At 34.8% G+C, this 19,657-nt stretch carries 17 protein-coding genes and 2 riboswitches; of the genes, 13 read left to right on the top strand and 4 right to left on the bottom strand.

The window, feature by feature from the left end; translation table 11 throughout:
* Positions 1-108 precede the first annotated feature (108 nt).
* From FS935_RS21405 to FS935_RS21395, 3 genes are read left to right on the top strand one after another with little or no spacing between them, the layout of a single operon-like run.
* Positions 109-1,752: an ABC transporter permease gene (locus FS935_RS21405; protein ID WP_146950676.1), complete on the top strand. Its 1,644-nt coding sequence runs from the start codon at positions 109-111 to the stop codon at positions 1,750-1,752.
* Positions 1,753-2,418, top strand: a complete 666-nt coding sequence (locus tag FS935_RS21400) for an ABC transporter ATP-binding protein (protein WP_146950675.1) — start codon at positions 1,753-1,755, stop codon at positions 2,416-2,418.
* A gap of 22 nt (positions 2,419-2,440) precedes the next feature.
* On the top strand, positions 2,441-2,692 hold the full coding sequence (locus FS935_RS21395; protein ID WP_146950674.1) for a DUF3951 domain-containing protein: 252 nt from the start codon (positions 2,441-2,443) through the stop codon (positions 2,690-2,692).
* A gap of 521 nt (positions 2,693-3,213) precedes the next feature.
* On the opposite strand, the gene FS935_RS21390 is transcribed toward FS935_RS21395, so the two are convergent.
* Together FS935_RS21390 and FS935_RS21385 are read right to left on the bottom strand one after the other, a co-directional pair.
* Entirely contained in the window at positions 3,214-3,996 is a 783-nt protein-coding gene (locus tag FS935_RS21390) for a TerC family protein (protein ID WP_146950673.1), read from the bottom strand.
* A gap of 502 nt (positions 3,997-4,498) precedes the next feature.
* Positions 4,499-5,680: a DUF4317 domain-containing protein gene (locus FS935_RS21385; RefSeq protein ID WP_146950672.1), complete on the bottom strand. Its 1,182-nt coding sequence runs from the start codon at positions 5,678-5,680 to the stop codon at positions 4,499-4,501.
* Between the two features lie 548 nt (positions 5,681-6,228).
* On the opposite strand from FS935_RS21385, the gene FS935_RS21380 reads away from it, so the two are divergent.
* The 5 genes from FS935_RS21380 to FS935_RS21360 all read left to right on the top strand — a co-directional run bounded on the left by FS935_RS21380 (position 6,229) and on the right by FS935_RS21360 (position 10,185).
* Positions 6,229-7,125 (top strand): HNH endonuclease, encoded by an 897-nt coding sequence (locus FS935_RS21380; protein ID WP_146950671.1) that lies wholly within the window; start codon positions 6,229-6,231, stop codon positions 7,123-7,125.
* Positions 7,126-7,244: 119 nt separating this feature from the next.
* Positions 7,245-7,724, top strand: a complete 480-nt coding sequence (locus FS935_RS21375; RefSeq protein ID WP_146950670.1) for a GNAT family N-acetyltransferase — start codon at positions 7,245-7,247, stop codon at positions 7,722-7,724.
* Between the two features lie 76 nt (positions 7,725-7,800).
* Positions 7,801-8,649: a Cof-type HAD-IIB family hydrolase gene (locus tag FS935_RS21370; RefSeq protein ID WP_240050987.1), complete on the top strand. Its 849-nt coding sequence runs from the start codon at positions 7,801-7,803 to the stop codon at positions 8,647-8,649.
* Positions 8,650-8,923: 274 nt separating this feature from the next.
* Entirely contained in the window at positions 8,924-9,235 is a 312-nt protein-coding gene (locus tag FS935_RS23745; RefSeq protein WP_193559385.1) for a transposase, read from the top strand.
* Positions 9,211-10,185, top strand: coding sequence for an IS3 family transposase (locus FS935_RS21360; protein WP_146950669.1), 975 nt, complete (start codon positions 9,211-9,213; stop codon positions 10,183-10,185). The genes FS935_RS23745 and FS935_RS21360 overlap by 25 nt, the downstream gene beginning before the upstream one ends.
* Before the next feature lie 368 nt (positions 10,186-10,553).
* Here FS935_RS21360 and FS935_RS21355 read toward each other — a convergent pair whose 3' ends face one another.
* Positions 10,554-10,748: a hypothetical protein gene (locus FS935_RS21355; protein WP_146950668.1), complete on the bottom strand. Its 195-nt coding sequence runs from the start codon at positions 10,746-10,748 to the stop codon at positions 10,554-10,556.
* Between the two features lie 71 nt (positions 10,749-10,819).
* A complete protein-coding gene (locus FS935_RS21350; protein WP_146950667.1) occupies positions 10,820-11,197 on the bottom strand; it encodes a PH domain-containing protein in 378 nt (125 codons plus the stop codon).
* Positions 11,198-11,369: 172 nt separating this feature from the next.
* Between FS935_RS21350 and FS935_RS21345 the strand changes: the two genes are divergently transcribed.
* From FS935_RS21345 to FS935_RS21325, 5 genes are all read left to right on the top strand, one after another.
* Positions 11,370-12,335, top strand: coding sequence for an AAA family ATPase (locus FS935_RS21345; RefSeq protein WP_146950666.1), 966 nt, complete (start codon positions 11,370-11,372; stop codon positions 12,333-12,335).
* Positions 12,332-13,552 (top strand): DUF58 domain-containing protein, encoded by a 1,221-nt coding sequence (locus FS935_RS21340; RefSeq protein WP_146950665.1) that lies wholly within the window; start codon positions 12,332-12,334, stop codon positions 13,550-13,552. Before FS935_RS21345 ends, FS935_RS21340 begins: the two co-directional genes overlap by 4 nt.
* Positions 13,549-15,759 (top strand): transglutaminase TgpA family protein, encoded by a 2,211-nt coding sequence (locus FS935_RS21335; protein ID WP_146950664.1) that lies wholly within the window; start codon positions 13,549-13,551, stop codon positions 15,757-15,759. The genes FS935_RS21340 and FS935_RS21335 overlap by 4 nt, the downstream gene beginning before the upstream one ends.
* A gap of 27 nt (positions 15,760-15,786) precedes the next feature.
* A riboswitch (purine riboswitch) is annotated at positions 15,787-15,888 on the top strand.
* Between the two features lie 255 nt (positions 15,889-16,143).
* Complete coding sequence (gene guaA, locus FS935_RS21330; protein WP_439116690.1) at positions 16,144-17,664, top strand: glutamine-hydrolyzing GMP synthase; 1,521 nt, start codon at positions 16,144-16,146, stop codon at positions 17,662-17,664.
* 84 nt (positions 17,665-17,748) lie between these two features.
* Positions 17,749-17,850, top strand: a riboswitch (purine riboswitch).
* A gap of 148 nt (positions 17,851-17,998) precedes the next feature.
* A complete protein-coding gene (locus FS935_RS21325; protein ID WP_158638680.1) occupies positions 17,999-19,321 on the top strand; it encodes an NCS2 family permease in 1,323 nt (440 codons plus the stop codon).
* Positions 19,322-19,657 lie beyond the last annotated feature (336 nt).

Here is a 19,657-nt window from a genome sequence, read left to right as displayed (position 1 = left end):
GCTTTTACCTTTTGAGAGTGAATTTTCGTTCACTTAAACTTTCGATATACTGATATTTGGTAAAAGTTTAATGGAAATGGTTTTGTATTAATGTAGGGATGTGTGGTCATGAAATTCGTTCAACAAGTAAAAACACAACTTAATATGTGGGCCATATTAAGTTTCATTTTTATTTTGATTATTCTATTACCGAATATTCTTATCGCAATTCATTTTTTTGAAGAGCCAAATGAGAATTGGTTTCATATAAAAGAATATTTACTACTAGATATTTTTTATAATACCTCCATTTTATTGGTTTTTACTGGAATTACAACTATCATTATTGGCACCAGTTTAGCATGGATAATTACGGTTTATAAGTTTCCTCTACGAAACTTTTTTAGATGGGGTTTAATCTTGCCTTTAGCAATACCACCTTTTATTGGTGCATACACTTATCAAGGAATGGTTAATTATACAGGATTTATTCAAACAACCCTGCGCAATACATTTGACATTCAAGCAAATCAAAAGTATCTCAGTATGATGTCAATGGAAGGCACAATTTTTATTTTTACAATGTTTCTCTTTCCATACGTTTTTGTTATTACAAAAAGTTTTATTGAAAATCAATCTTCCTCCATTATTGAAAATGCTCGACTGCTAGGAGCAAATTCTTTTGAAACATTTGTTAGAGTGGTCCTGCCCATTTCCAAAACAGCGATCGTTGGTAGTGCTACTATTGTTATGTTAGAAGTAATTAATGATTATGGGGTTGTAAAATATTACGGCATCCAAACATTTATCACATCTATCTTTCAAACTTGGTTTGCCATGGGAGATAAAGAATCTGCCTTTAAACTGGCAGGAACATTGATGGTCGTTGTCATTTTCATATTAATGATTGAAAGAGTCATACGTGGTCGAAAGCAATTTAGCTATTCCACAACAAAAATTAGACCTATTCAGCCTAAGCAATTAAGAGGAGTAAAAGCCTGGATTGCTTTTAGTTATTGTTTTACTATTTTTAGCCTTGCATTTCTTATCCCATTTGTACAATTATTCTATTGGATGTTAATGACATATGAAAGAATCTGGACAACAGAATTTTATACATTAGTCAAAAACTCCTTCTTTGCTGCTTCAGTAGCTTCAATAATCGTTGTTATCGTGGGGTTAATCATAGCTAATTACTCACGTATTAATCGGGGGGTGTTGCCTAAACTATTTTCAAGGGTGACAGTTTTAGGATATTCAGTCCCTGGTGCAGTTATAGCAATTGGTGTTATTACTATTTTTCTAATAATAGATCGTAACCTGGGGGATCTATATAAGTTACTCAATGTTGATACTACATTTGTGTTAAGAACGAGTATCGTAATGCTTATATCAGCTTATGTGATTCGTTTTTTAGCTGTGGGATATAACTCAATTGAAGCCGGTTTTGAAAAAGTCGGTACTACTTTTACTGAAGCTTCAAGAACGCTTGGTTTATCTACATTCCGAACTTTTTTAAGGGTAGACATTCCTATGGTTAAAGGGGCTATCATCGGTGGATTTATTCTTGTTTTTGTTGATATTTTAAAAGAATTACCATTAACGATGTTACTACAACCCTTTAATTTTCAGACACTAGCTACAAGAGCTTTTCGTTATGCAAATGATGAGATGATCAGTGAAGCTGCATCTGCATCATTGTTAATCATTATAATTAGTGGGATTTGTATCTTTATTTTCCATAAAGTACTTGATTGGGGGGAGCATAATTAAATGTTCGTACAAATTGAAAATCTTGTCTATCAATATAGAGGTGCCAGTCAGCCGGTTATCAAGAACTTCTCTCTGCAATTAAATCAAGGTGAAATCATTGCAATTCTAGGTGAAAGTGGTAGTGGGAAAAGTACAATATTAAGACTGCTTACAGGATTAGAAACACCCAAGTCTGGTAGAATTGTAATCAATGGTAAAAAAATTGTTGATGACCATACTTTCATTCCACCAGAAAAAAGGGGAATAGGTATGGTTTTTCAAGACTATGCTCTTTTTCCACATATGACGGTAGAAGATAATATTAAATTTGGTCTCCGTCATATGACGAAAAAGCAAAAGCAGAATCGATTAGACGAAATGCTGGAACTAGTGGACCTTTTAGATTATAAAAAGCGTTATCCTTACGAACTAAGTGGAGGACAACAGCAAAGAGTAGCACTTGCACGAGCTTTAGCTCCAGCACCCTCTCTATTACTTTTTGACGAACCCTTCAGTAATCTAGATGCAAGTCTTCAAATTAAAATTAGAGATGAACTAAAGGAAATCCTAAAACGAACAAATAGTACATCAATTTTTGTTACTCATGATCAAGCAGATGCAGCTGCATTAGCAGACAGGACAGTTCTGATTGAAAAAGGTGTTGTCAAACACATATCTAAGGGATAAATAAACAAACAGATTTAAGTAAATGAAGATTTTATTATTATTAGTTTCGGTATTTGCTATTTCAATTGTTTTCATAATTGTGTTTGTTACTTATAACATGATAAAAAATAGAACTGTGCCAGATAACTTATACACACCTTTTGACTATGTTTCACCTCAAGTTCCGAGTGGATTCATGAAGAAAAAGAAGAGCGGAAAATGGAAGGTAGTGAATCGTGTGATGATAAAAATAAATGATAGATCTGCCTCAGAAGACACTTGGATAAAAATCTAAGTGTTTTTTTGTTTAAAGTCCAATACATAAATGTGCCTTAGCATATTTTCTTGGGCGGAACCACTGTGAGTGCTTTACATAATCTTTTTGGTTATGAAAGTGAACAATCCAAACTAGGGACATGTTCTAGAGCGTCAAGACAGGTCCTGAATTTTTCCACTCAAGACATTGCCTGTGCGTGTGCGTCTGAGAAATTATATATCTATAAAAATCTTAAATTGTATAAGAGAAAATATCGAGGTTGAAGTAACAGAGTGAAAAATTAGGTGGAGAGACACGTTGCATAACATCAATGCCGTTGTCTCATTTATTTCATTAAATACCCAGCGTGGTAGAAATGCCAGGGGGATTGATTTGTTGGGAGATTGTACCATTTTATTTTCGTACATTTGAAAGCTTCTTAGATTACCGAAAAAGGAGCAACGCCATTATTTACGGCATTGCTCCTAGTTATTTATAGAGGGTAAAGCTAATGTTTACACACATTTAATTCTCTAGTGAAATATCAATTTATAAAGATATTAATGTCCCTCTGTAGGTGTGTTTTCTTCTTTTTTCTCTTTTGATAAAAACCAACCAGCTACAGCGATTAGAACAAGAACAACATAGAACGTAATCTTCCATTCAGGTGTTTTCGCAAAACCAACAGGTAAAATGGCAAGATCCGGATGAGATAATGTAAATACAGCTAGTTTAACCCCAACCCATCCTACAATAGCGAATGCGGCAATTTCCAATCCTGGTCTTTTGTGAAGTAATGTGACAAAGTAATTTGCAGCAAATCTCATAATAATTAATCCCATTAATCCACCGATAAAAATAACAAGGAATTTCCCACCATCTAGTCCACCGATATTTGGTAGGTTCGTGTTTGGTAATGTGACAGCTAGCGCTACTGCTGCAAGAATTGAATCAACTGCGAAAGCAATATCAGCTAACTCGACTTTAAATACAGTCATCCAAAAGCCAGACTTTTTCTTTTCTTTATCAAGCCCAGCTTTTTTCTCTTCTTTTTTAATCAATAACTTTCTAAAGATGTGATTTAATGCTATGAATAAGAGATAAAGTGCACCTATTGCTTGAACCTGCCATACATCAACAAGGAATGATATTGCAAACAGTGAAGCGAAGCGGAAAATAAAGGCACCCGCAAGCCCGTAGAATAATGCTCTTTTTCTTTGCTCTTCTGGAAGATGTTTAACCATAATTGCTAAAACAAGTGCGTTGTCTGCTGCCAATAGTCCTTCAATTGCTATTAATAATAATAATACCCATCCGTATTCTAATAAGATCGAGAATTCCACTCTGTAACAGCCCCCTTAATATTAATTGTTAATCTATTATTTCTGAATTTTTTCCCTTACTCTCAATTCTCTATTAAACTGAAATCCATGTATGAAAACGATGTGATATCTCATTATAAGAACTAGGATACCAATCGGAAATTTTAATGAATTTACTTCTGTTGAATAAAGTAGTTATTATCGTAGTATCAACCTTCTCACCTCCAAATAAAAATTAGTAATAACTTTTATAGACTGCTTATTGCATAAAAAAACCTCTACCAAAGATGGTAAAGGCTAATAAACATAAAAATAGACCTGTACCGTAAATAGGTAAGGTCTTGCTAACAACGTAAGTTGCCGATAAAGCCGAGAGCAATTGCTCCGAAATGACGACTTTATTGTAAAAGCTACTCCCCTTAGGAGGTAATATTCAACTGTTAGGATAATACTAAGTTACAATTGGTATTCTGTCAATTATTATTTTTAACTCCAAAGGATATTGATTTTGGTACGCTACAAGTTACTCTCCTGACTCCACACCAAATGCCTCTGGAATCATCGTAAATCCTTCAATCACAGTATCTTCTTCCACTTCAATCATCAGGTAACGTTTGTTGTTTAAGTTGACTTGTTTTACATATCTTAAATCTTGTGGACTGATTGAAATGTTCGCGATTTTTGTGTTGATTTTAATGGATTTTGATGTGAACTTTGGCAGTATGCTGCTTGCTTTTAGTTCGTATTTATCATCATCAATTATTTTTTTGAATGCAGATTCTACCTTTTCTGTGCTTATATCTTCTAAGCCACTCATTTTTAAAACACGTTGAACGTCAGTGGAATCTAATTTTGGTTGCTCTTCCTCTTCATTTTCTTGAATCATCAAATTGATTTCTTCATAAACATTGGAGAGAGTGGATGTATTTAATTGATCTCCTGTAACATCTTTAATAATTTCCTCAAAGACGATTTTATCATCCTTTGCCGTCATTGTTTCTTCGCCATTAAGTACTTCCTCAATGAATTGATGATCAGGTTCATGCACTTTTCCTGCTGAATAGAGAATGTGATTCACATCTGCTGCATGATCAGTAAAACAAGGGAAAAGGAACCCTGCAATTGGAGTATTAAGATTAATAATTGGATCAACCACAAAGCTATACTTAAATTCCCTCTCAACATAATCAAAAAGCAATTCCTTTTTGGGCTCTTGTGTATTATTTATACTACATAAAATAAAGGGATGAGAATATACAGTATCTCTGTCACTTTCCTCAGATTCTTCACTTCGACGCTTTGTTGGTTTTAAGTACTCTCCACGAATAAAGGTGATCACAATATCCATCTCATATTGCCTGTTTTTTAGCATTTTCTCTACTATTTGGAGCATTTGCTCCTTCCAACCATCCACATCATGACTAAGTAATCCTTGATGCAAAATAAGCTGACTGCTATTTTCAGCATCACGTTGAAATTTAAGCTCGAATAGTTTTTCATCTAAATGGCCTGCAAGTAGTTTCTTAAAGTTATTCATAAAAAGCTCTTGTTGATCTTGATCAAGCATTTCAAAAGGCTGACTTTGGTGATGATAAATTTCACTTGTTTCTTTCATGATATATACATTAAATATGTTGGAGATTTTGAGTAAATCATTATCTATTTTAAATTGCTTTCGAATTTGGGCTATATCTTTTTTGTTCACGTAAAACCTCTCCTAAACCACGATGATTTGAATTCACTAGATAATAAATGCTGATGGAAGATATTACAAAGTTTAAGGTAACATTCTTCTTTAATGAATCTCCATTTAACGGATCCTTTTATTTTAACACAATTTGTATTTTGTCATTAAAGTAACGAATTTATAAAAAACTCATAGTCTCAAGAAGGAGGCAATACTCGAGATAAAACCTCCTTTTAGTTTTTGCTTTAGAAGTGGGAATTGTCAAAGTGAGAAATAAAATGTTATGTAAAAAAATCAAATTCACGAATAGTCTTAAGATTTATTTTGTAAAACATAAAATGAGGAGTAGTGAAGAAATAGCTTTGTCTAAAAAAGGCTATTCTGATTGAGAGAGAATGGATGTCACTTCATAGTATTGGCTTTTATAAGAACAGGGTTTTCGACATAAAGTGATATGTTTCTAAATGGAAAACTAGTAAAATACTATTATGTTAGAAGGTTACGGCTTCAAATATATATGTTGAACGGAAAAATAGATAGTTGTATATCGAAGGGGGAACAATTGAATGGGTGTTTTTCGCACGATTGGTAAAGGTGTTGGTACTGTTGGTGGAGGGCTTATCGGTGGTGCTGTAAAAGTAACGGGGAAAGCTGTAGGTAGTAAGTGGAAGGGTACTGGAGAATGGATTGAAGATGTCGGGGATCAAGTTCATTCTGCATCAAAAATAGCTTTAGATAATGCAGGGCAGTTTGTTGATGGAGCTGTACAAGGGACTTATGGTGCGATAAAAAAAGATGATTATTATAAACAAAAAGGCTTAGATGATTTAAAGGATTCTACAGGAAGAACAGTTAAAGGAATTGGTTCTGCCCTAAAATATACAGTCCATAACGCTGGTACTTCTTATAAAGGATTTTCAAGTGGAGATAAAGAACTGGCGATAAAAGGGTTGAAGAATATCGGAAAAGTAGTAGCTGTATCAGGTCTTGCTATTGGTGTAGTAGATTTAGTAGATGGTGCGGATACTGTAACGGCAGAGGAACTCGAAACTAGAAATGATCATTTAAACGGATTCGAACATCCGGAAACAGGAGTACCTTTTGTAGAAAAAACAGTAGATTTGCCGAATGGACAAGTAGTTGAAGGAACATTTCCAGTATTTGATGAAACCTTTAATGTGATGATTGCTGAAGAATTGTATTTAGAAAGTGATGATATTCATTTTGGAGTAGCAAATGATACGTTATATCAAGCGATCGTAGAAAATTCAAATCTTGCTAATGAATTACGCTTCACACAATCTGATGTAGGGGCATTAGCTAACGGTCAAACACCAGAAGGTTACACATGGCATCATAATGAGGAGCCTGGACACATACAGTTAGTTGATGAAGAAGCACACGCCAATACAGCTCATACTGGTGGAAGAGCGATTTGGGGTGGCGGGAGTGAGTTTCGATAAAATAAATAATTAAGTACTATACATTACTTGCAGGAAATATGTGGTGTGTGGTACTTATTATTTTGATGAAAAATCATGCACAAGTTCGATAATCTCAATGATAAGTTGAGAAACTACTGATGTATTCTATAGAAACTCCAAGACTAGGATTTCTTCCTATGACATTTGAAGCTCTAGAGGCTGCTATATATGGAGAAGAGAAACTGCAGCACTTTCTTGGCTTGAAAATAATAAAAGGGTTTATTGAACCGGTACATAATGAACGTGTTTTTCCTATTAGATTGGATAAGCTTAGAAAAGATCCTGAGCTATCTAAGTGGTACGGTTTTGTTGTTGAAAAAAACAGTGAAACAGTTGTTGGAATGATGGGTTATAAAAACCCACCAAATGAAAAAGGATTAATCGAAATTGGATACGGCATTACCTCACAATTTCAAGGAATGGGCTATGCAAGTGAAATGGCTCAGAAATTAATGGAGTGGGCATTTCAGCAGGAAGGTGTTAAAGGAATTACAGCCACCAATAAGATAGTGAAAAAACTTGGAATGGTACTTTTAAAAAGCAACAACGAAACAGTAGACTATATTGTTTATAAATGATTTGAGTTATGTAGAGTGGTAATTTCTTCAATTAAGAGATACATTCTATATTCACCGATTTTTTAGGAGGACTAACATGATAAAACCTAAGGCAATTTTTTTAGATATGGATGGTACGATTTTAACTCACCAAAATCAAGTAACTGTAAAAACAAAGGAAGTTATTGATCAGTTACGCAGTAAAGGAATTCTCGTGTTTATTGCAACTGGAAGATCATTTGATGAAATTGAGGCTTTAGTACCTGAAGGTTTTCAGGTTGATGGCTTTATTAGCTCCAACGGAATGGCTGCACATGTTGACGGAGTTGCAGTTATGGAGCATTCGTTACCACTTGATTTAGTTGAAAAAGTAATCGAAAAAGCAAGAAAGCATAAGGTTTACTATGAGCTTTTCCCAAATAAGGGATCTAGATTTACTCTAAAAGAAGATCGTCACTTTCTTGAAAATGAAATACGTGATCCAAGAACTGAAACTGTCGGCATAAATGAATGGATGTCACGTAAAGAAGCGATCAAGAGTGAGATCGAATGGAAAGATGTTATTGAGGGAGATAAGTTTTCTAAATTCTACTGTTTTAGCCGCTCTAAAGAACATATCAATACGTGGAAAAAGGAGCTTGAGGAATTGAAGAAGGAAATAGATTTTACCATGTCTATTTCATCAGAGCATAATGTTGAGATTATGGTCGCGAACGTAAACAAGGCAACAGGTATTGAGTACATATTAAATAAGCATAACTTAACAGCAAACGATATTGTTGGGATCGGTGATAGTGATAATGACATACCAATGCTTAAGTTTGTTGGACATTCGGTTGCGATGAAAAATGCCCCGGATCATATAAAAGAATTAGTTGATGATGTAACAGATTTTACTTGTGATGAAGACGGTGTTTCGGATTATCTTGAGAAGCATTTTTTGTAATAGATATTTGCGGAAATTTCCATAAGATGATACTTAATATATAGTTGGGCCTACCGGAGTTCATTTCTTTGAACCTCTGGAGGCCCTTTTGTTATGCTGAAATTATTCTGGAGGGAGATCGGTTTTTGTCGGAAATTGTCTAATCGAAGATAAATCCGAAAAATCGAAGATAAATTTCAATAATCCTTTTAAGCCCCCTTAATCACTTGGACACGAAAATTGATAAAGAGTACAATCTTTTTAACCGAAGATGATCGATAAAGGTGGTGAGGGAATGGCAAAGAAGAAGATCGAACTTTTTGAGGATGTAAAGAAACACCATGTAAGAATGGCGTTAGAAACAAATAAAATAGCTACAACGGCAAGGTCAGCTGGGATTCATCCTGACACATTAAGAAAATGGATAAAAGAGTATGAGATCGAGATATTAGATCAGATCGAGGCAGAAGGAAAAAGCATTATGCCTACTGTGACAACTGAAAAAGAATATAGAAAGAAATATGAGCTAGCTATGAAATTACTAGGAGAAAAAGAGCTTGAAGTAGCTGTACTAAAAGATGCATTAAAAAAAAACGACCATCTCTAGATGAGTTATTATCAATAGCGGACTGGTGGATTTCAAAAGGATTCTTTGTTAAACGGATTATAGGCATTTTGGAACTAAATCGCTCCACATACTATGATCGAAAGTCTGAGAAAAAAATAAAGGTCCATCCTAAAAGAGGTAGACCAGCTCCAGGTTACTCCTTGCATAAAAATGGTCATATGATTTCCGATGAACAAATCGAAGAATACCTTATGGAATATGACCTGGATGATGAAATGGGAGGATTAGGATACAAAAAGTGGAGATCATTATTGAATGATGATCATGGCTTAATTATTAGCAAAAAGAAAGTGTATCGTTTATGTAAAAAACTAGACATCTTAAAAGAATGTAGAAAGAAACAGACAAAGCATCCTAGAAGTATAGCTAGAAATCGTATCATTACAGCTCCAAACCAATTATGGCAGCTAGATATTAAATACGGTAGTATCACAGGCACCTCCTATTTTGTGTTTATGTGTTGTGCCATTGACGTGTATGATCGGCAAATTGTAGGTATTTATAGAGGATCTACCTGTCGTGCAAAAGATATCACAACCATGCTTACCAAAGCATTAATTAGGCGCAAGATTCATTTTAAGCCAGGAGAATTTGAAGAAAAGTTAATTGTAAGAACGGATAATGGACCACAATTTGTGAGTCATTTATTCGGTGACTTCTGTCAGTATCAAAAAATACATCATGAGAGAATACCGAATAAAACGCCAAATATGAACGCATATATTGAATCATTCCACAGTCAAATTCAGCGTGAGTGTTTTGATCGACATCATTTCCATTTCTATGAAGAAGCGTATCACTATATTGATAGATATATAGATTTTTATAATACCGTTCGACCACATGGAAGCATAAAGAATCGTTCACCAGAGACATTCAGTCAACTTTCATTGGCAGGTGAAATCCCGATTCAAGAAATAAGTTTATAAACAAGGTAAGTAAGGCACACAATGTGCAAGAGGAACATGTCCCCTCATGCGAGAAAATGAGAAAAGTGGGAACAATTTCCTCTAACTACTTACACCAAAATGAAAAACTATGGAAATAAAAGAAAACAAAAGTACGTGTCCGATATAAGGGGGCCTAGCCGAATCGAAGATAAATCGGAGAAATCGAAGATAAAATCAAGTACCCTTCGCGCATAGCTGCGTTGTGAGGGCACTCCTCCACATGACAACGTTTTCAACATCTAATCTCATATCAAAACTAGAAAAAGACTAGCAAAAGCTAGCCTCATAGTAGGGCCTACCGGAGTTCATTTCTTTGAACCTCTGGAGGCCCTTTTGTTATGCTGAGATTATTCTAGAGGGAGATAGGTTTTTGTCGGAAATTGTCTAATCGAAGATAAATCTGGAAAATCGAAGATAAATTTCAATAATCGAAGATAAATCGGAGAAATCGAAGATAAATCACCAAAATCGAAGATAAAATCAAGTACCTTTCGCGCATAGCTGCGTTGTGAGGATACTCCTCCACATAACAACGCTTTCATCATCTAATCTCATATCAAAACTACAAAAAGACTAGCAAAAGCTAGCCTCATTTTTCAAGAATATATCATGTTTACCCACAAATTGTCGCTAAAACCTTTTGAATATCATAAATGCTACTATCTTTTTTGAATTGTTTTGCGATAGCGGGTGTTTGTGCGCCAGAAATCCATATTTTTAGTTCGGCATCAAGATCAAAGTGACCAGCTGTTTCGATACTGAAGTGGGAAATGCTTTTATAGGGAATGGAGTGGTATTCAACCTTTTTGCCTGTTAGTCCTTGTTTGTCTACCACTAAGAGACGTTTGTTTGTGAATACAATTAAATCTCTAATTAACTTGAATGCCACATCAATTTCCTCACCGTGAGCTAAAAGTTGTTCTAATTCTTTTGTTACTTCTTCGTTTGAGATTGTTGAAGCATTGCCTAAAAGTCCATCTAGAAAGCCCATACTTTTCTCTCCTTTCATTCCTCTAATATACCTATTCGGGAAAACTTGATGTATCCCTTTCTTTTTATATTGTTAAAATTTCAATATATTACTAAAATCAAAAGGATTTTGTTAAGTTAATCAGAATACTATAATGAAGAAGAAAGATAGAATTCATCTCAGGAGGAATATCATGTCTCAATACGAAGCAATGCATCCAAAACTCGGTCGAGTTATTAAAAATATTGAAAGTGTTATGGTTGGAAAAAGAGATGTTAGTTTATTAAGTCTTGTTGCGATTCTTGCAAATGGGCATGTTTTACTTGAGGATGTTCCAGGTGTTGGGAAGACGATGATGGTTAAGGCGCTTGCTAAATCTGTTGGTGCAGAGTTTAAGCGAATTCAGTTCACGCCTGATTTACTTCCGTCTGATGTGACAGGTGTTTCCATATATAATCCTAAAGAATTAAGATTTGAATTTCGTGAAGGTCCGCTTTTTGGAAATATTGTTTTAGCTGATGAAATTAACCGAACTTCTCCTAAGACCCAATCTGCCTTATTAGAGGGGATGGAGGAAGGAAGTGTGACCGTTGATGGGAACACAAGAATCCTTGCGAAGCCCTTCTTTGTAATGGCCACACAAAATCCTGTTGATTATGAAGGAACGTACCCTTTACCTGAAGCACAGCTTGATCGATTTTTATTTAAGCTAAGAATGGGGTATCCAACAAAGTCTGAAGAATTTGAAGTGTTAACTTTAGCGGAAAAGGAAAGACCGATCCATAAGATTGAAAGTGTAATATCAAAAGAAGAATTAGCTGAGCTACAAGATGAGATCCAAACTGTTTATGTTGATGAAACGATAAAAAACTATATTATCGATATCACTAGTAAAACGAGAAAGCATCCTTCTGTTTATTTAGGAGCAAGTCCACGTGCTTCTATTGCATTAATGAAAGCTGCTCAAGCTTATGCATTTATTTTAGGAAGAGATTATATTATTCCTGATGATATTCAATATTTAGCTGTTTACACTTTGGCACATCGAATTATATTAAGATCTGAGGCGAAATTTGAGGGGAAATCATCAGAGGATATTATTGGAGAGATTATTAGCCGAACTTCTGTGCCAGTTCAAAGGTCGTTAAGTAGTAAATGATTGCGCTTTTTAAAAGGTTTTCCGTTGGTTGGAAGCTGTTTTCTCTCCTATTTCTTACTACTGCGGCATTTAGCTATGCGATGTTTCAAGGTGGATTTGTAAGTTGGTTTTTGTTTTATAGTTTTTTACCTTTTGCGATTTATTCTATACTGTTAATGTTATATCCCATTCGGTCATTTCAGGTAACAAGAAAAGTTAATCAAGAACAGTTTACTGCTGGTCAGAGGTTAATTGCTACAGTTACTGTGAGGCGGAAATTTCCCTTTCCGTTATTTTACCTTTTAGTTGAGGATGAACTCACTGATCGAATAAAAGGAATCAAAAAGCTGGAAGAACCTAAGAAGTTGTTTTTTCCTTGGTTCAAAAGATCAGTTACGTATAGTTATGCGTTGTTAAATATGCCAAGAGGTGAACATCAATTTGGCTCTGTTCGAGTTCGCACTGGAGACTTATTTGGATTAATTGAGAAGGAAATAACGTTTGTAGTTGAAAATTACTTTTTGGTTTATCCAACATTAATCGATGTTGATTATCGTCCTAATGAAAAACAATTTGAACAAGGATCTGCTTCAACACAAACGAAATATTGGCAGGATTCAACGATAGCAGTTGGAGTTAGAGAATATCAGCCTGGTGATAAATTTGCTTGGATTGATTGGAAAGCAACAGCAAGAAGAGATTCAATTATGACAAAGGAATTTGAACAACTACAGAGTCGTGATGTTGTCGTCTTTTTAGATCGGACAAAATCTGCTTTATTTGAATCGCTTATTACACATACAGCATCATATATAAAAGCAATTGTGAAAAGTGGTGCAAGAGTAAGTCTTATATCAATGGGGTCTGATCAGCATGTGTTTGGACTACAATCAGATGAACAACATGTACGAAGTATTTTTTATCATCTTGCAAAAGTAGATTGTGATAGTCATAAACCATTTTCAGCATCTTTAGAGAATCCGAGATTAAAAGCAGATATGAAGCAAGTGACAAATATTATCTTTACAAGTAACTTGAATCTTGATTTAGTTCGCAAGCTCGAAGGACTTGTAGGGCATCAGCAAACATATATGGTGTATATGGTTAAGAGCTACTATGACAAGCTATCAAAAGAAGATAGTGTCCTAATCGAGAGGCTAAAAAAGCGTCATATTAGTGTGAGGATTTTGCAGAATCGTGATGTTGAAAATGGATTCAAAGAGGTGGGCAATTCGTGAAACTTCAAAGGGAAAATGACAGTAAAACAATTGCTTTTATCTACTATATCTTTGCGTTTATTTTATTATGGGAATGGCTAAGGCCACTTGAAGATTATACAGATACAGCAAACACATTTATCTTTAGTTTTTTTATTGGTGTTAGTTTTATACTCATTTTTTTCAAGGTGCGCTGGTATTTCACATATCCAATAAAGCTTTTTATTATTGCTTTTATGTTACATGGCTTGTACTTTGAAGGAGTGTTTTTTAGCTTTTTATGGCTAAAGGATTTAGGGAGAGATATTGCCTACAATTTTGGACTAATTCCTAATGCAGATTGGTTAAATATGACGTCTTCCTTTAGGTCACTTTTATTCTTCACCCTTTTATGGCTGCTAGTTTATTTGATTCATTATTGGATCTTGTTTCAACGAAGAATTTTGTTTTTCTTTGTTTTAACACTTCTGTATATTACGATATTGGATACTTTTACAGCATATGATGCAACATTTGCTATTGTTCGAACAGTGTTAATAGGCTTTTTTATGCTTGGTTTGCTTTATTTTGATCGACTGAAAAAGCTCGAGAACTTACAGGTGAAGAAAATTGCTTCTCTTCGCTGGATTTTACCACTTTTTGCGTTTATTGTGGTTTCAATGATTTTAGCTATTTTAGCACCAAAGGCTTCACCTCAGTGGCCAGATCCTGTTCCATACATCACAGCTGTTGGTCGTGAAGACGATGAAGGAAGCAGCACAAAGAAAATTGGTTATAGTCAAAATGATGATCAGCTAGGTGGAGGGTTTGTTGAGGATGATACGGAGGTCTTGACTCATGTCTCTTCTGATAGACATTATTGGCGTGTTGAAACAAAGGATTTTTATACAGGTAAAGGATGGCAGGCATCTGATCCTGATGCTGTAAAAGAAGAGGTAACAAATATCCAAAATGAGTTTAACTGGGTAGATGAGAGAGTAGAAACAAAACAACTCACCTCGTCTATTGCAATCAATGAAGACTATAAATTTTTGCATGTGATTTATCCTTTAGGCTTAACATCTTTTGAGACAGAAAGTAATCTTCCTCTGTATGTGAACAAAAATATAGAGCAGCTTTCTCCATTTCCTGATGATGAAGGAGAAAGAGAAGAGTTCTTAGATTATGATATTAGTTATAACATCCCGTTATATCCTATAAATGAAATGAAAAAGGAACAAACGTTTGAAAATATGCCAGAAGGCTTTATAGAAAGATATACTCAATTGCCTGACACACTTCCACAGCGGGTTAGAGACTTAGCGGTGAATATTACCGAAGAAGAAGGAAATCAATACGATCGAGCTAAAGCGATTGAAGAATATTTGGGATCGGTATCCTTTTCTTATGATAGAGAAGATATTGCGATTCCAGAAGGAAATCAAGATTATGTTGATCAATTTTTATTCGAAACCTTCACGGGATATTGCGATAACTTTTCAACATCAATGATTGTATTGCTACGGTCAATTGATATTCCAGCTAGATGGGTAAAAGGCTATACAGAAGGTGATTTTGTTCGGGCTCTTTCAAACGTAGAAAAGGAGTACAGAATCACGAATAACAATGCCCACTCATGGGTGGAAATTTACTTTGATGGTGTTGGTTGGGTACCATTTGAACCAACACAGGGCTTTGTAAATCCTTATGAATTAACAGCTGATTATAAAAATGCTGAAGAAAATGAAGAGGCAGATCAACAAGAAACGCCAGTTGAAAAAGAAGAAGAACCTGAAGAAACGCCTGAAAAGCCTGAAAAAGAGGAGCAAGATACAAGCTCATCAACTTCTAATGATACATTCACACTATTCGATATACGCTTAGGTAGCTATGGATTATATGGAACATTGTTAGTGATTGTCATTACAGGCTTCATTATGTTCAAAACAAGAACAAAATGGTTAGGAAGATTGTTGCTGTTGAAATATAGGGATAGAAAAGATGACGATGTGTTTTTTCAAGCTTATGAATCATTGCTAAAGCAGTTTGAAAGAATAGGCTTAAAGAAGAAGCCTGATCAAACATTGCGCGATTTTGCTCATTATATTGACCGGTATTTTCAAATCGTGGAGATGACCGCATTAACAAAAAGTTATGAAAGAGCATTATATCGTCGTGATAGCTCTAATGAAGAGTGGCAGAAGTCAAATGAATTGTGGGAAAATTTAATTAAAAGAACATCATCTTGACCTTTTATACGATAGACTGATAGAATAGAAAAAATTATATTGTACCTTCATATATCCTCGATGATATGGATCGAGAGTCTCTACCGGGTAACCGTAAATAACCTGACTATGAAGGCAGAATAAAGTTCGTTACTGTAACTAGAATTCTGCCTTCTTTTTTATATAGAAGGACAGAAGTCTAGTTTTTTTGCATTATATGATATTTCCTGGGTTATGAAGACTTTGTAAGGAAGATAAACCAAACATAGGGAAGCGAATAGGTCTCTCCAGAATTTTTGCTAGTTTAATCTTCACTTTTTTATGAGTATGCAAAGTTTGTTTTAGTATAATAGAGAATAGTAGTTAAAAAACAATGAGGTGACGATTTTGGCAAACATTCATGAAATGGTAGTAGTACTAGACTTTGGTAGCCAGTACAATCAATTAATTACAAGACGTATCCGTGAGTTTGGTGTGTATAGTGAGCTACATCCTCACACACTAACAGCAGAAGAAATTAAGAAATTAAATCCTAAAGGTGTTATTTTATCTGGTGGACCTAACAGTGTTTACGGAGAAAATGCATTTGACTGTGATGAAGCGATTTTTGATTTAGGCATTCCTGTTTTAGGGATTTGCTACGGTATGCAGCTTATGACACATAAGCTTGGTGGAAAAGTTGAATCAGCAAGTCATCGTGAATATGGTAAAGCAACAATTGATATTAATGGCAAACCAAGTTTATTTGCTGATTTACCAGAGCAACAAGTAGTATGGATGAGTCATGGAGATCTTGTTAGAGAAATTCCTAAAGGCTTTACTGTAGATGCTACAAGCACATCATGTCCATATGCTGCAATGAGTAACGAAGATCGCAAATTCTACGGTGTTCAATTTCATCCAGAGGTACGACACTCTGAATATGGAAATGATTTATTGAAAAACTTTGTTTTCGGTATTTGTGAATGTGCTGGTAACTGGTCAATGGAAAATTTCATTGAGATGGAAACTGATAAGCTTAAAGCAAAAGTAGGAAATAAAAAAGTTCTATGTGCATTAAGTGGTGGAGTTGATTCATCAGTTGTTGCTGTATTAATTCATAAAGCAATCGGTGATCAGTTAACATGTATTTTTGTTGATCATGGATTATTACGTAAAAATGAAGCGGAAAGTGTTATGAAGACATTCACAGAAGGCTTCAATATGAATGTTATCAAAGTGGATGCGAAGGATCGTTTCTTAAATAAATTAAAAGGTGTATCAGATCCTGAGAAAAAGCGTAAAATCATCGGTAATGAATTTATTTATGTATTTGACGATGAATCAGCTAAGCTTGAAGGAATTGAATTCTTAGCACAAGGTACGTTGTATACGGATATTATTGAGAGTGGTACTGCTACAGCTCAAACGATCAAATCTCATCATAATGTTGGTGGTCTTCCAGAAGATATGCAATTCCAACTGATTGAGCCACTAAACACATTATTTAAAGATGAAGTTCGTGCTTTAGGTTCAGAGTTAGGAATTCCGGATGAAATCGTTTGGAGACAGCCATTCCCAGGACCAGGACTTGGTATCCGAGTACTTGGTGAAATTAGTGAAGAAAAGCTTGAAATTGTTCGTGAATCTGACCATATCTTACGTGATGAAATTAAAAAGGCTGGTCTTGATCGTGATATTTGGCAATACTTCACAGTTCTTCCTGATATAAGAAGTGTAGGAGTTATGGGTGATGCAAGAACATATGATTACACAATTGGTATTCGTGCAGTAACCTCTATTGACGGAATGACATCAGATTGGGCAAGAATTCCATGGGATGTACTAGAAGTTATTTCAACTAGAATCGTTAATGAAGTAAACCACATAAATCGTGTTGTATATGATATTACAAGTAAACCACCTGCAACAATTGAGTGGGAGTGAAACACGAACGAAACGAACATTATTTAAAATAATGTTCGTTTTTTTATTGACGGAATAACAATGAACTGATAAAATAAATTTATAACAAAATAAGTCGAAATACGTCGTATAATGTTGGGGATATGGCCCAAAAGTTTCTACCAAGCTACCGTAAATTGCTTGACTACGAAGTATTAGTATATAGGTTTTATTTCATTAACCTAGTATTAATATTTTCTAAGTGTCAAGCGCTCATGGTCTGCTATGAGCGCTTTTATTATTATCGAACTTATAATCTATTATTTAGGTTCCCTTCATTATGCGACGTTTAACTAACCTAGGAGGAACACCTATTATGAAGAAGTTTTTTCAATTCGATGAATTAGGTACTAACTATCGTCGTGAGTTTATTGGGGGATTAACAACATTTTTATCAATGGCCTACATTTTATTTGTTAACCCAAGCATATTATCTATGGAGGCAATACCTGATTTACCTGCTGAAATGAGAATGGATTCAGGTGCAATCTTCACAGCTACAGCAATTGCTGCTGCAGTCGGGTCATTATTAATGGGTCTTATCGCTAAATACCCAATAGCACTTGCCCCTGGTATGGGTTTAAACGCATTTTTCTCATTTACAGTAATACTAACTATGGGTGTACCTTGGCAAACAGCTTTATCAGGAGTTTTTGTTTCAGGATTAATCTTTATTGCTCTAACATTATCTGGTTTACGTGAAAAAATTATAAATTCTATTCCGGCAGAGCTTAAGTTTGCTGTAGGAGCGGGTATCGGTTTATTTATCACTTTTGTAGGGTTTCAAAATGCTGGAATCATCGTTGGTAATGAATCAACACTTGTTAGTTTAGGAGATTTATCAAACCCACAGACACTGCTTGCAATCTTTGGAGTATTTGTAACAGTTATCTTAATGGTTCGTGGTGTTAAAGGTGGAATTTTCTTCGGTATGCTTATTACTGCAATAGTAGGAATGATCTTCGGACAAATTTCTGCACCAACCGCAATCGTAGGTGCTGTACCAAGCTTAGAGCCTACTTTCGGACAGGCATTATTCAATTTAGATCAAATCTTCACAATTCAAATTTTAGTTGTCATTTTAACTTTCTTGTTTGTTGATTTCTTTGATACTGCTGGTACATTAGTAGCAGTTGCTAACCAAGCAGGGTTAATGAAGGACAATAAATTACCTAGAGCAGGAAAAGCATTATTTGCAGACTCAGCAGCAACTGTTGTTGGTTCAATTCTAGGAACATCAACAACAACATCTTATATAGAATCATCTGCAGGAGTTGCTGCAGGTGCAAGATCTGGATTTGCTTCAGTTGTTACAGCAGCATTATTCCTATTAGCACTATTCTTCTCACCGTTACTAGGAGTTGTTACACCAGCAGTTACGGCACCTGCGTTAATTATTGTTGGAATCTTAATGGTTTCTTCATTAGGTAAAATCGACTGGAATCGTTTTGAAATTGCTGTTCCAGCATTCTTAACAATCATTGCAATGCCATTATCATATAGTATTGCTACAGGAATCGCGATCGGATTTATCTTCTATCCAATTACAATGGCTATGAAGGGCAAAGCGAAAGAAATTCACCCGATTATGTATGGGTTGTTTGTAGTGTTTGTTCTATATTTTATCTTCTTAGCTTAAAAGGTTGAAGGAAGAGGTGTACTTAAATGTGCATCTCTTTTTTTATTAGAATGTTTTAAGTATGCTTCTATAAGGAAGTGGAAATAATTCTTTTAGGACGATTTAAAAAGTTTATAAATTTATTTGACTTAAGATATAATTGTTGTTATAGTAATAAAAGTCATTTAAGAGGAGCTGTTTACTTTTAAATGATTAAGAAAAAAATTAAAAACATGTTGACCTGTTATTTTCAATGTGTTATATTAGTTAAGTTGCTTCTAAACGAGTAACTGAAAATGATCTTTGAAAACTAAACAAAACCAAGCGTGCCAACGTTAATTTCGATTAACAAAAACG

The organism is Metabacillus litoralis, from assembly GCF_007994985.1.
In the GTDB taxonomy this organism is placed as follows: Bacteria; Bacillota; Bacilli; order Bacillales; family Bacillaceae; genus Metabacillus; species Metabacillus litoralis.
Note: the sequence above shows the minus strand (reverse complement) of the source record. Positions and strands in the feature narration are given on the sequence as shown.